Origin of the sequence: Rummeliibacillus sp. TYF-LIM-RU47 (assembly GCF_008638315.1) — a bacterium.
Classification (GTDB): Bacteria; Bacillota; Bacilli; order Bacillales_A; family Planococcaceae; genus Rummeliibacillus; species Rummeliibacillus stabekisii.
The window spans coordinates 1,188,090-1,200,211 of record NZ_VVIR01000001.1 but is presented as its reverse complement, the minus strand read 5'-3'; the positions used below and the strand labels follow the sequence as shown (position 1 = coordinate 1,200,211).

Sequence of the window (12,122 nt, the reverse complement as noted above, 5' to 3'; positions counted from 1 at the left end):
TTTTGTAGGCAAGCCATTATCCGAATCTCCCAGAAATATAGTCGCCGGTTCTTCTATCAGCAGGAGATGAAAATAACTTATTGGTTTGGCTGCATTCTATCATCTCACCGTGCAAGAAAAAAGCAGTCTGATCTGAAATACGTGCTGCTTGCTGCATATTGTGTGTCACAATAATAATAGAATAGTTCTGTTTTAATGTCTGAATTAATTCTTCTACTTTTAAAGTAGAAATCGGATCAAGCGCAGAAGTCGGTTCATCCATCAGAATCACATCAGGTTCTATCGCGAGACATCTTGCAATGCAAAGTCTTTGCTGCTGTCCTCCTGACAAACCATATGCATGATGCTGCAAGCGGTCTTTCACATCATCCCAAAGTGCAGCTTTTCTTAGACTGTTTTCAACGATTTCGTCTAGCATTTTTTTATTTTTTATCCCATGAATTCTAGGTCCGTACGCTACATTATCATAAATTGTTTTAGGAAATGGATTTGGTTTTTGAAATACCATTCCTACTTTCGTTCTCAAGCGTTCTACTGTATATTTTTTGTGCAGAATATTTTCCTCTTTATAAAGGATATCGCCTGTAATACGAACATTTGAAGCTAATTCAACCATTCGATTCAATGTTTTAAGATAAGTTGATTTTCCGCAGCCTGAGGGTCCGATGATAGCTGTCACTTCTTTTTCTTTAATGGAAAGATTAATGTCTTTCAGAGCATGCTGTTCTCCGTACCAAACATTCAAATGGTTGGTTTGAAAGATTTCTCTCGGCTTTTCTATTTGTATAATCTTGGAACCTTCTACTTTTCTCTTCTCTGGTTCTCTAACTTGGACATGTAACATTTGCTTACCACCCTTAATAGCGTTTTTGATATTTATAACGGATATAGACAGCTAGTGAATTCAATAGAAGTAAAAATACCATTAGTACAACAATCCCTGCTGCTGCTACCGTTTGAAATTCAGGTTGAGGTCTTTTTGCCCAGTCGAATATCTGCATAGGCAATGCGGTAAATTCACTCAATAAACCAGTTGGCAGAAAATAAACGATAACAGGAATACCTAAAATAACAAGCGGAGCCGTTTCACCAACTGCTCTCGAGAGAGCGAGGATGCACCCTGTGGCAATGCCAGGGATGGCTGCTGGTAACACAACATGTAAAATTGTTTTCCATTTGGCAGCTCCCATTCCATAGGAAGCTTCCCTTAGATCACTTGGTACACCTCTGATTGCTTCTTGTGAAGAGACGATAATAACAGGTAGTACCAGTAAACTCATCGTTAATCCTGCTGCTAAGACACTTTTCCCTAGCATTAGTCCCCGTACAAAAACCGTTAAGCCAAGAAGTCCAAATATAATAGAAGGAACTCCTGCTAAATTTGAAATATTAATTACTATAAGATTTGTCAGTTTGGTCTTTGGTGCATATTCCTCTAAGTAGATGGCAGTAGCTACGCCTATAATAAGAGTCACTGGAGCAACCACTAACATTAACAATATGGAACCAACCAAAGCAGCTTTGATACCAGCTTTGGCAGCAAAACGTGAGGAATAATTCCCCAGGAAATCAAGTGATAAATGTCCCGCTCCTTGGCTAATCAGACGAAATAATAATAACGCGAGAACAGCTAAAACAAGTAATGTCGCTACTAGAAAAATACCTTTTACAAATCGATTTAGGTTTACCCTACTTTGGATTCTATGCAATATTTCTTTCTGGTTGATGAGGTTCATCAATATCCCTCCCTAAATCGCTTAGATAAAAACTGTGCCGCTATATTCATTAGGAAAGTAAAGAAGAATAGCGTAAATCCAATCGCATAGATTGAATAATAAATGGTCGTACCGTAACCCGCATCGCCACTTGCTACCTGCACGATATATGCTGTCATCGTTTGAATAGAATCTGTAACTTGCATATCGAACTTAGGTGTTGATCCCCCAGCGAGCGAGACGATCATCGTTTCACCAATGGCTCTAGATACAGCAAGTACAACTGACGACAGTATGCCAGATAATGCTGCAGGTAATACAACTTTTAAAGCAACTTCAAGTCTTGTAGCCCCTAATGCCAAGGCGCCTTCCCTTAGTGAATTGGGAACTTGAGACATGGCATCTTCTGAAAGAGATGCAATCATAGGTAAAATCATTATGCCAATCACAATTCCCGGACTAAGTGCATTAAATATTTTAAGCGATGGTACGATATGTTGGAGTAATGGAGTGACGAATGTAAGTGCAAAGAATCCATAAACAATCGTCGGAATACCCGCTAAAATTTCTAATATCGGTTTAATGACCTGTCGAATTTTGTCGCTAGCGTATTCGCTTAAATAGATGGCAATCGCAAGGCCCAGAGGAGCCGCTACGATTATAGCGATTCCCGTGACCTTTAAAGTGCCCATTAATAATGGCCAAATTCCGTATGTAGGGTCAGTGCTTGAGAAAGGAAACCATTCCTTTCCAAAAAGATATTCCCAGACACTTACCCTCGTGAAAAATTCACCTGTTTCTACTACCAACGTCAATATGATGCCTATTGTGGTCAGTACAGATACCAATGCTGCTATAAATAAAAGCTTAGGCATTAATTTTTCAGTCAAATGTGAGCTTTGATTCTGAGACTGCTCAATCAACTCCTGTACTGTTTTCTCTTCTAGCTTTTTGGTAGCCAATTCAAGCGCTCCTTTTTAAACTCTTATTTTAGACCTTCCAGTGATTCTAAATCTTTTTTATAGTCTTCATCTGGCGTTTTTACATAGCCTACTGCCTCAGCCATTTCGCCTGCATTTTCTATTGTGTATTTCATAAAATTGTACATAGATGCATTTTCTTTAACTGATTTATTTTTCACATACACGAACAATGGGCGGGATAGTGGCGTATAGGTACCGGATTTGATAGTTTCGTGTGTAGGTTCAATACCACCGATTTTCACCACTTTCAATTGGTCTTTATTCGCAAGATAATAGGCAAATCCAAAATAGCCAATTCCATTTTTATCGGATTCTACACCCTTGACTAAAACATTATCGTCTTCTGATAATGTTGCATTTTTAACAAGATCTTTTCCTTCTAAAATATCATTTACAAAGTAGTCATATGTTCCAGAATCTGTACCAGGAGAGTAGAATGAAATTTTTTCTTTTGGCCATTTTGGATTGATATCTGACCATTTTTTATTTTTACCGTTTTCTGTCCAGATTTCTTTTAACTGATCTACAGTAAGATCTTCAACCCAATCATTATCTTTATTCACAACTATCGAAATGCCATCATATGCAATCTTCATTTCTGTGTAGTCGATTCCTGCTTCTTTTAACTTAGCTGCTTCCTCATCTTTTACTGGTCGAGAAGCATTTGAAAAATCTGTTTCACCATTTATGAACTTTTCAAACCCTCCACCTGTTCCAGACACGCCGACTGATACTTGAGTCTTCGGATGCGATGCTGAGTACTCTTCTACGATTCCTTCTAAAATAGGCGCTACAGTAGAAGAACCATCACCCGAAATATTGCTTTCTGCTACTTCATCGGCTTTGGCTGTTTGCTCGGCTTCTGAGGACTTTGATTTTCCGTCTCCTTGACCGCAGGCTCCCAGTAATAGAGCTGATCCAATCATAGTTGCTGCCACTAAGTTTTTTGCTTTTTTCATCCGTATTGCCTCCCGTAGAAAATAGTTATTACTTACACTATCTACTATATCGATAGATTGTTAAGCTAGTATAAAGGGAATGTAATAGAATATTTAGATAATGTAAATGGCATGTAAAAAAAGCACAGCTATAAGCTGTGCTTTTTGTTTACTCATTTTCTGACTCAGTATTTTTTGGTTTTGTGATTTTTTCTTTTGTCGACTGTTTTTGTTTTTGCATATGGTCTTTTTGCAAAGAGAAATACGTTTCGACAGCTTTACGTGCAATAATGTTGTTAATAGCTGTATATGATTCATTTGTTGTAATCCATGGTACTACAACAGCATAGGCAATTTCCGGATTATTATATGGAGCGAATCCAATATGAGTAACACTAAGTGTCTGTGTTCCATAAGCTGCCCTCTTTGGTCCATAATAAACAACTTGGGCTGTACCTGTTTTACCAGCTGCATCAAATTTCGCATCGCCGAAATAGGATTTAGCAGAACCTTGACTGCCAAAATACACTCGATGCATCCCCTCTTTGACATGATTAATTTCGTAAGGAGAATTACGAATGACATTTAATACATTTGGTTGGAACTCTTCTACTATAGGCCCCAAGTTTTTGCCATCTGCAGAAGGTTCTCGGATTTCTTTTGCGAGATGTGGCTGAATTCTTTTACCGCCATTTGCAACCGTTGAGACATATTGTGCCAATTGTAGAGGTGTAAAAGTGTCATATTGGCCAATTACTAAGTCTAGTAATTTACCTGAAATGGTTTCTTGTCCTTTAAAACCATCAAATTCCCCTGGTAAGTCAATACCTGTATCAACTCCTAAGCCAAATTGGGCATAAGAATTTCGAATTTTAGTGAAATCATTTGCTGTTACACGCAGTCCACCATTTGGAACATATGTCACTCCAGCAATTTTCATAGCAACTTGGAACATATAAGAGTTAGAAGATCTCTCAAGAGCCGTTAAATCATTCATTGGAATAGCTCCAGATCGGTTAAAGATAGATGATTTAGGAGCTGTGCCAGCAATTTTAATCGGCTTATCAATCAGAACTGTATTTGGAGTAATAGCATTTAAAGCATAACCAGTCAGTAAAGTTGCAGGCTTAATTACAGATCCTACTTCGTAAGCAGAAGTAAATGTACCAATCGCATAATCATTTACTTCTGTTTTACCGTTTTCATCAGTATCAATCTTTTTACCAACCATAGACAGAATTTCTCCTGTATTTGGGTTCATCATAACGAGGAATGCCCTGTCTAATAAGCTGGATGCACCTGTTGCTTTGGCACTCAACAACTGTTCCTCTACTAATTTTTCAAGTTTCTCTTGGAGCTGACTATCTACAGTAAGTACCAAGTCTTTACCAGGAGAGCCAGGGAAAGTTGTTTTTGTCTCGACTACTTGCCCTTTTCCATTCGTCTCGTTCTTTACAACGGCTTTTTGCCCTTGTAACAACTCTTCGTATTCCTTTTCTATATAACTTTTACCTACTCTGTCATTCCGAGAGTAATCACGCGCTAGGTAATACTCTAGCTTATCTTTTGGAATCCCTTCAGAAGGTGTAGTAGTCGATCCCAGAATACTTAAATCAGAATTTTTCACACGCTTCCAGTCTGTAGCGGTGTTTACGTTTGGCAGTTCATTCAAATGCTCAGAGACAATCGCAAACTCCTTGTCTGATACATCATCGCTTTTGATAATTTGAGGTGATAAGTTATACCCCGCCACCATTTTGCTATAAATTGCTAGAACCTGTAGGTCACTTTTTGAAAAACTTTTCAGCTCTGCATTTGTAATACGTTTCCGCACTAAATCATCAATTTTTGCTTGTTTTTCAGAGCTTGTTAGCTTTTCATCTTTATTGATCGCTTTTTGCTCTTGTTTCGAAACTTTTTCATAAGCTTCTTCTTTATGGAGTTTAATCCAAAAATCTTGTTTATCCCGTAGTGCGATTTTGCTTGTATCCATCTTAATTAGTGTTGCGAGTTTTTTAGCTGTTTTTAGCATTTCGTCACTTGTAGTGGTTTGAAGCTTTGTATATGTAATCGCATTTTTCGGTTTATTATCAACCAGTACGCGCCCTTCTCTGTCATAAATCCTGCCGCGAGGCACACTAGTATTGACTGTAACTTCTTCTGTTTTTTCTAGTGTTCTTACATAATCCTCCCCTTTTACAATTTGCATATAGCCTAAACGTAAAATAAGGATGGAGAACAAAATAAAAATAGAGAAAAAGAGTACGTTCATTCGAAAAGAAAGACTAGCTCGTTGCTTTGCCTTGACATTAGTAGAACGCTTTTTGGGATTTTTATTTTTTTGGCGCATCGAATACGGGATCCTCCTTTCCGGTTTCATTCACAACTAGTAGTATATCATTTTTCCTTTGAAAAAACATAAAACTATTAATTGATTGCTAGCCCATTTGATATGTGTTTTTGTCATGCTTATGTAATAAAAAAACACACCTACATAAACGTAGTAGGTGTGTTTTTTGTTCCAATTAGAACAGAATTATTTTGCTGATTTGTATAATTCAGCAACTTTATCCCAGTTTACAACATTCCAGAATGCTGAAATGTAATCAGGACGACGGTTTTGATAGTTTAAGTAGTAAGCATGTTCCCAAACGTCCAAGCCTAATAATGGTGTTTTACCTTCCATGATTGGAGAGTCTTGGTTAGGAGTAGACATGATTTCTAATTCTCCGTTAGATAATACAAGCCATGCCCAGCCAGAACCAAAACGAGTTTTAGCTGCTGCTGCGAATTTTTCTTTGAACGCATCAAGGCTGCCGAATTTAGCGTCGATTGCTTCTTTTAATTCGCCAGTTGGTTCGCCGCCACCGTTAGCTGATAATAATTGCCAGAATAATGAGTGGTTAGCATGGCCGCCACCGTTATTGCGTACTGCTGTACGTACGTCTTCTGGAACTGCATCAAGGTTAGCAATGATTTCTTCTACAGACTTACCTTCGAATTCAGATTTACCGGATAAAGCATCGTTTAATCCTGTAACATAAGTATTGTGGTGCTTGTCATGGTGAATTTCCATTGTTTTTGCGTCAATATGAGGTTCTAATGCATCAAATGCATAAGGTAAATTTGGTAATTCGAATGCCATAATAAAAGTCCTCCCTGAAATTAAGTAATAATTACTACAAATCTAGATTATCAAAAATTAGAGTGTTGTTCAAACATTAGACACTTGTTTTTATAGAATTCAGCCTTTTGACTGAGCCTTCACTCAATACTTATACAACCATCACAAAGATGATAATCATAATGATTTGAATAACCCCTTTTGTAAAAACGGAAGTAAGAAAACCAACAAGTGATCCGATACCTGCTTTAAAAGCAGTTTTTAAAGAAGTCCTCTTAAAAATCAGCTCTGCTAACACAGCACCAATAAATGGACCGATTAATATACCTGCAAATGGGATAACAAATGGGCCTACAAGCAATCCAATGGTACTCCCCCAAATTCCTGCTTCACTTCCGCCAAATCGTTTCACACCAAATGCATTTGCTAATGTATCTGCTCCAAATAATAAAAGAGTAAACAAAACCTCAATCACCCAGAACCACCATGGTAATTCACTAAATGAATGGAACAAGCCATGAATGATGAATCCTAAAAATATAAATAACACCGATGGTATGATTGGGTATACCAAACCAACCATGGCGACAATAAAACTCGCAATAACTAATGTCCATGATATAAATTCCATTTAATTAACTCCCTTCTTAGAAAGAATCACCTATACCCTTTGTCCAAAAATCCATGCATTTTCACCAAGCATTGTCGAATCTAAATCGCTTCCATGGTACTATAATTTTGGAGGTATTGAATATGAAGATTAAACACTGGCAGTTATTCAAAGATAGTCTATTCCACCCTAAAAAGCTAGCGGCATATAGATTGTTGCCCATTGGCAAAGTTATACAGTATGTATTAATGCTGGTCCTTTTTGTTACGATTGTTTCACTTATTCAATTTGTAACAGGTAGCAGTATAGAAACCAGTCAAATAAATGGATTGAAGGAATTCTTTAATGAAGTGAAATGGCTCATCTACCCCGCTAGCTTTATTCTGTTATTTCTTATTAATTCATTCTCGCTCTTTCTTCAGATTAGTATTTACGCTTTAGCTGGAATGGTAATATTAATTATCCGTAAAAAACGCGGCGAATATCGGCATATTTGGCGTACAGCCGCCCTAGCTGTCACATTACCAACAATTATCGCGACTTTATCTGTATTCTTGCCGATACATACTTATATTATGACCATCTTTACAGCGCTTTTGACACTCCTATACGTCTTTATCGCTTCTTCAAAATATCCAAATCAACCACAAAAATAGTTCTGAATCTCTCTCTTATTCATATAGTAGATGATAAGGAGGGATTTTTTATGAGAATACTAGTTTCCGCACTGATTATTATTATTTGTGCTTATTTTATAAAAGTAGATTTAATTGAAGGTACTGTTTCTAAAGCAGATTTTTATAAAAACCAGCCAGAGCCAGTTTGTACGAAAACAGATGAAATCCAAACTATTAAAGTTACCGTAGCGTTAGGCGATACATGGGAATCTTTATTTGCCTTGTACCCTGCAGAGGATATGAATTTTGCGGATCGTCTAGAATTGGTCTATAAATTCAATCCCCATCTATTAAAGCAAAGCTTCAAAGAGAACGAACAAGTGGTTCTACCTTATCGTATAAAAGCCAACAACAACTGCACAAACTAGGTAAACAATGTTTCTCTCTTGTCATTTCCTTTTGAACACTGCTAAAATAGTGTACAGTAAGGCTTTTTAAATAGCCTATGAAGGAGAGAGTAATTCATGAATGAAATCACGCACCGTTCGAATACACGGAAAGTTCGTGTTGGTGATTTAACAATTGGCGGAAGCAATGAAGTAATCATCCAAAGTATGACAACGACAAAAACGCATGATGTGGAAGCGACTGTCGCAGAAATACTGCGTTTGGAAGAAGCAGGCTGCCAGATTGTCCGTGTTGCATGTCCTGATGAACGAGCAGCGAATGCATTAGCTGATATTAAAAAACGAATTCATATACCGCTTGTAGCGGATATACATTTTGACTATAAACTAGCATTAAAAGCAATTGAAGCTGGCGTTGATAAAATTCGTATTAACCCCGGCAATATTGGCCGTAAAGAAAAAGTTGAAGCTGTTGTAAATGCAGCGAAAGCAAAAGGTATTCCTATCCGTATAGGTGTAAATGCTGGATCCTTGGAACGTAAAATCATTGATAAATATGGCTACCCTACTGCTGACGGTATGGTAGAAAGTGCTCTTCACCATATAAAAATTTTAGAAGACCTTGATTTCCATGATATTATCGTTTCCATGAAAGCTTCTGATGTTAATTTAGCGATAGAAGCATATGAAAAAGCCTCTCGTGCTTTCGATTATCCGCTTCATTTAGGCATTACTGAGTCAGGTACTTTATTCTCAGGAACTATCAAGTCAGCTGCTGGCTTAGGCGCTATCCTTTCAAAAGGAATCGGGAATACACTCCGTATTTCTTTGAGCGCTGACCCTGTAGAAGAAATTAAAGTTGCAAGAGAATTGTTAAAATCATTCGGGCTTGCTTCAAATATCCCGACTTTGATTTCATGCCCTACTTGCGGCCGTATTGAAATTGACTTAATTTCCATCGCAAATGAGGTAGAAGAATATTTGCAAACAATTAAAGCTCCTATTAAAGTATCTGTGCTTGGTTGTGCAGTAAACGGACCTGGCGAAGCACGTGAAGCTGATATTGGTATTGCTGGTGCGCGTGGAGAGGGCTTATTATTCCGTCACGGAAAGACAGTCCGCAAAGTACCTGAAGAAACAATGGTAGAAGAATTGAAAAAAGAAATTGATATTTTAGCCGAAGAATATTACCAAAAACAAGCAGCAGAAAAAGCTGCAAATGTGCAACTTTAACCGTTTGGAGGGCGAACTGACTATGGAGAAGAAATATAGTTTTGGCATAGATATAGATGGTACCGTAACAACTCCAGAGTTTCTATTGCCCCATATTAATAAAGCATTTAACAGAAATTTATTATTAGATGATGTCACTCAATATGATTTAACAAAAGTATTGAATATAGATGCTCAAACTTTCTATGACTGGTATCGTAAAGAAGAACTTAATATGTACAGCAATCCTCCAGTCCAGCTCGAAGCTCAGCGAATTCTTTCAAAATGGCATAATGATGTGATGCTAAACTTTATTACTGCACGAGAGGAAAATTCTCGCGAGGTTACAGATCTCTGGTTCAAAACCAACTTACTTCCTTATGATTTGCTAGAAATAGTTGGAAATACAGATAAAGTAATCGCAGCTAAGAAACATGGCGTCCATCTTTTTATGGAAGATAAGCATGATAATGCAGTACGTATACATGAGGAATTAAAGATACCTGTCTTACTTTTTGATGCTCCATATAATCGTGATGCGATCCCTGATGGTGTAATCCGTGTCCAAAATTGGTCTGAAGCAGAAAACTGGGTCAAAAAAGAGTTCGGCATCTAAACAAAACAAGAGCGAAAGAACAAACCAATTGTTCTTTCGCTCTTTTTAAAATTTAACACCTAGCAGTTTTTTCATTTCCTCTAACTTCTTAGGTTCTTTTTTCACAGTCATATATGTCATTTCTTTTTTCATGGTGTCCTGGAAAAAAAGTGTTCCATCTTTTAGCATATATATTTTATAAGTTAATTTATCCATTTTTTCCGTATCACCAAGTGCCACAATATAGCTTCCATGCTTGTCCAGTTGTTTTACTATAGATGCTTGTTTTTCTGTTTTGGGTACCATTACAACACTCCGATTCACCATTCGAATGAAGTCTTGTACTTTTGCAGGTTCTTTAATCAATTTGCCTGTCTTTTCAGTAGATACCCCTTGATCATTTACACCTTGAATATAAAGATATTTATAAAATTCGGTTTTTGGGATAATGATCTCTCGAGTATTTACTTTAGACTTTCCATCTCCCCCACAACCAGTAAGCACCATTATAATAGCTAGCATACATACTACAACTTTCACTATTCTCATATTAGCTCCCTCTCTTTCCTTTGCCACTTTTCGTACCTAATTATACAAGAGATTCCAAAGAAAAGATGGTTATGATTAAAGTTGTAACAAGATTGGCAAACCTATTGAAAAAGCGCTTACAGAATTTTTATTTTGCAGGTTTCAAACTTTATTGTTTTGATAGACTGCACTATAATATTATATATAGAAAACAAAAAGGAAGTGGTGGGAAGTAATGATGAGTTGGCAGTATTTGTTCAATTTATTTATGAATTGCTTTATATTCCTCTTCTTCATCCAATATATTTGCTCAATCTTTAAAGCTTCTCGTAAAAGCGGCCTTTCCAAAATATTAATAAATTGTCTTGTCATATCTGCCCTTGTCCTTTTGTCCCTCCCTATACTGGAAGAGTGCGATATCAATTTAGGTTATGTTATTGAGTTCCCTTTTGATGATTAAGTAAATTGATATGTTTTTTTCAATTGGAGAAACAGCTATTTTAAGATGCTAACACATAAGTGGTCCTTAATTTTAAAATTACAAAAGCAATCTTCTGCTTAACAGCAGATGGTTGCTCTTTTTATGTCTTGATTGTTTCAATTCCTGTTTGTTCAGGGTATTGATCCTCAAGTAAAGGAGTGGTTAATATGTGGCATGCCGCATTTTGGGGAGCAGTGTCAGGTTCAGCTGTCCTGCTAGGCGCTTTAGGCGCATTATTCCTACCAATTAAAAATAGATGGATCGGTTTTATTATGGCATTTGGGACCGGTGTATTAATGGGTGCCGCAACTTTCGAATTGCTTGAGGATTCGGCTCATGATGGTGGTGTAAAAGCAACAGGAATCGGTTTCTTAATAGGTGCTATAGTATTTACTATTTTTGATTATTTGGTTTCTAATAAAGGAAAGATTCAGCGTAAACGATCGCAAGGTGATCTAGCAGCATCAAGCGGATTAGCTATTTTTGCAGGTACTATTATGGATGCAATACCTGAATCTATCATGATTGGCGCTAGTCTCATCGGACAGCAAAGTGTCAGTTTCCTACTAGTTGTTTCTATTTTTATCAGTAATATCCCAGAAGGTCTTTCAAGCACTACAGGTATGAAAAAAAGCAACTATTCAACTGCGAAAATAATTTGGTTATGGATTGCAGTTTTAGCTATATCGACATTTGCGTCATGGGCAGGATTTTTCTTCTTAGATGATGTGTCTGCTGCTACCCAATCAGCAATTGCTGCATTTGCAGGTGGCGGTATAGTAGCCATGATTGCTTCAACAATGATGCCGGAAGCCTATGAAGAAAGCGGACCAATTACTGGATTGGTTGCAGCCTGTGGTTTATTCATTGCTTTCTTGCTTGATCAATTCTCTTAATTTAATTGCCGCTCAC

Annotated in this window: 13 protein-coding genes; 5 read left to right on the top strand and 8 right to left on the bottom strand. The window is 37.2% G+C overall.

Annotation, left to right across the window (positions count from 1 at the left end; all coding sequences use genetic code 11):
- Nucleotides 1–16: 16 nt before the first annotated feature.
- The 7 genes from pstB to F0527_RS05910 form a co-directional block, all read right to left on the bottom strand.
- Nucleotides 17–844 carry a phosphate ABC transporter ATP-binding protein PstB gene (pstB, locus tag F0527_RS05940; protein ID WP_150284104.1) on the bottom strand — a complete coding sequence of 276 codons (828 nt, stop codon included), beginning with the start codon at nucleotides 842–844 and terminating at the stop codon, nucleotides 17–19.
- A gap of 13 nt (nucleotides 845–857) precedes the next feature.
- Nucleotides 858–1,736 (bottom strand): phosphate ABC transporter permease PstA, encoded by an 879-nt coding sequence (gene pstA, locus F0527_RS05935; protein WP_147193664.1) that lies wholly within the window; start codon nucleotides 1,734–1,736, stop codon nucleotides 858–860.
- Nucleotides 1,736–2,677: a phosphate ABC transporter permease subunit PstC gene (gene pstC, locus F0527_RS05930; RefSeq protein WP_150284103.1), complete on the bottom strand. Its 942-nt coding sequence runs from the start codon at nucleotides 2,675–2,677 to the stop codon at nucleotides 1,736–1,738. The genes pstA and pstC overlap by 1 nt, the downstream gene beginning before the upstream one ends.
- 23 nt (nucleotides 2,678–2,700) lie before the next feature.
- Entirely contained in the window at nucleotides 2,701–3,657 is a 957-nt protein-coding gene (locus tag F0527_RS05925) for a PstS family phosphate ABC transporter substrate-binding protein (RefSeq protein WP_150284102.1), read from the bottom strand.
- Nucleotides 3,658–3,805: 148 nt separating this feature from the next.
- Nucleotides 3,806–5,986: a peptidoglycan D,D-transpeptidase FtsI family protein gene (locus tag F0527_RS05920; protein ID WP_150284101.1), complete on the bottom strand. Its 2,181-nt coding sequence runs from the start codon at nucleotides 5,984–5,986 to the stop codon at nucleotides 3,806–3,808.
- 186 nt (nucleotides 5,987–6,172) lie between these two features.
- A complete protein-coding gene (locus tag F0527_RS05915) occupies nucleotides 6,173–6,781 on the bottom strand; it encodes a superoxide dismutase (RefSeq protein ID WP_147193672.1) in 609 nt (202 codons plus the stop codon).
- A gap of 130 nt (nucleotides 6,782–6,911) precedes the next feature.
- Nucleotides 6,912–7,391 (bottom strand): DUF456 domain-containing protein, encoded by a 480-nt coding sequence (locus F0527_RS05910; protein WP_147193674.1) that lies wholly within the window; start codon nucleotides 7,389–7,391, stop codon nucleotides 6,912–6,914.
- A gap of 122 nt (nucleotides 7,392–7,513) precedes the next feature.
- On the opposite strand from F0527_RS05910, the gene F0527_RS05905 reads away from it, so the two are divergent.
- The 4 genes from F0527_RS05905 (at nucleotide 7,514) to F0527_RS05890 (ending at nucleotide 10,222) form a co-directional block, all read left to right on the top strand.
- Nucleotides 7,514–8,026 carry a DUF1189 family protein gene (locus F0527_RS05905; RefSeq protein WP_221297932.1) on the top strand — a complete coding sequence of 171 codons (513 nt, stop codon included), beginning with the start codon at nucleotides 7,514–7,516 and terminating at the stop codon, nucleotides 8,024–8,026.
- Between the two features lie 50 nt (nucleotides 8,027–8,076).
- Nucleotides 8,077–8,415, top strand: a complete 339-nt coding sequence (locus F0527_RS05900; protein WP_066786537.1) for a hypothetical protein — start codon at nucleotides 8,077–8,079, stop codon at nucleotides 8,413–8,415.
- A 96-nt stretch (nucleotides 8,416–8,511) separates the two neighbouring features.
- Nucleotides 8,512–9,627: a flavodoxin-dependent (E)-4-hydroxy-3-methylbut-2-enyl-diphosphate synthase gene (gene ispG / locus F0527_RS05895; RefSeq protein WP_147193676.1), complete on the top strand. Its 1,116-nt coding sequence runs from the start codon at nucleotides 8,512–8,514 to the stop codon at nucleotides 9,625–9,627.
- 22 nt (nucleotides 9,628–9,649) lie between these two features.
- Nucleotides 9,650–10,222 carry a 5' nucleotidase, NT5C type gene (locus F0527_RS05890; RefSeq protein WP_150284100.1) on the top strand — a complete coding sequence of 191 codons (573 nt, stop codon included), beginning with the start codon at nucleotides 9,650–9,652 and terminating at the stop codon, nucleotides 10,220–10,222.
- 45 nt (nucleotides 10,223–10,267) lie between these two features.
- Here the strand turns inward: F0527_RS05890 and F0527_RS05885 are convergent, their stop codons facing one another.
- The gene (locus tag F0527_RS05885) at nucleotides 10,268–10,750 is read right to left on the bottom strand and encodes a hypothetical protein (RefSeq protein ID WP_066786528.1); all 483 of its coding nucleotides are present in this window, start codon (nucleotides 10,748–10,750) and stop codon (nucleotides 10,268–10,270) included.
- A 627-nt stretch (nucleotides 10,751–11,377) separates the two neighbouring features.
- Here F0527_RS05885 and F0527_RS05880 point away from each other — a divergent pair.
- Nucleotides 11,378–12,106 (top strand): ZIP family metal transporter, encoded by a 729-nt coding sequence (locus tag F0527_RS05880; protein ID WP_066786525.1) that lies wholly within the window; start codon nucleotides 11,378–11,380, stop codon nucleotides 12,104–12,106.
- The last annotated feature ends 16 nt before the right edge of the window (nucleotides 12,107–12,122 follow it).

Coding starts and splice junctions, on each gene's coding strand:
- F0527_RS05885 (WP_066786528.1), bottom strand. CDS start 10,750: ATGAGAATAGTGAAAGTTGTAGTATGTATGCTAGCTATTATAATGGTG.
- F0527_RS05900 (WP_066786537.1), top strand. CDS start 8,077: ATGAGAATACTAGTTTCCGCACTGATTATTATTATTTGTGCTTATTTT.
- F0527_RS05910 (WP_147193674.1), bottom strand. CDS start 7,391: ATGGAATTTATATCATGGACATTAGTTATTGCGAGTTTTATTGTCGCC.
- F0527_RS05915 (WP_147193672.1), bottom strand. CDS start 6,781: ATGGCATTCGAATTACCAAATTTACCTTATGCATTTGATGCATTAGAA.
- F0527_RS05925 (WP_150284102.1), bottom strand. CDS start 3,657: ATGAAAAAAGCAAAAAACTTAGTGGCAGCAACTATGATTGGATCAGCT.
- ispG (WP_147193676.1), top strand. CDS start 8,512: ATGAATGAAATCACGCACCGTTCGAATACACGGAAAGTTCGTGTTGGT.
- F0527_RS05880 (WP_066786525.1), top strand. CDS start 11,378: ATGTGGCATGCCGCATTTTGGGGAGCAGTGTCAGGTTCAGCTGTCCTG.
- F0527_RS05890 (WP_150284100.1), top strand. CDS start 9,650: ATGGAGAAGAAATATAGTTTTGGCATAGATATAGATGGTACCGTAACA.
- F0527_RS05905 (WP_221297932.1), top strand. CDS start 7,514: ATGAAGATTAAACACTGGCAGTTATTCAAAGATAGTCTATTCCACCCT.
- pstB (WP_150284104.1), bottom strand. CDS start 844: ATGTTACATGTCCAAGTTAGAGAACCAGAGAAGAGAAAAGTAGAAGGT.
- F0527_RS05920 (WP_150284101.1), bottom strand. CDS start 5,986: ATGCGCCAAAAAAATAAAAATCCCAAAAAGCGTTCTACTAATGTCAAG.
- pstA (WP_147193664.1), bottom strand. CDS start 1,736: ATGAACCTCATCAACCAGAAAGAAATATTGCATAGAATCCAAAGTAGG.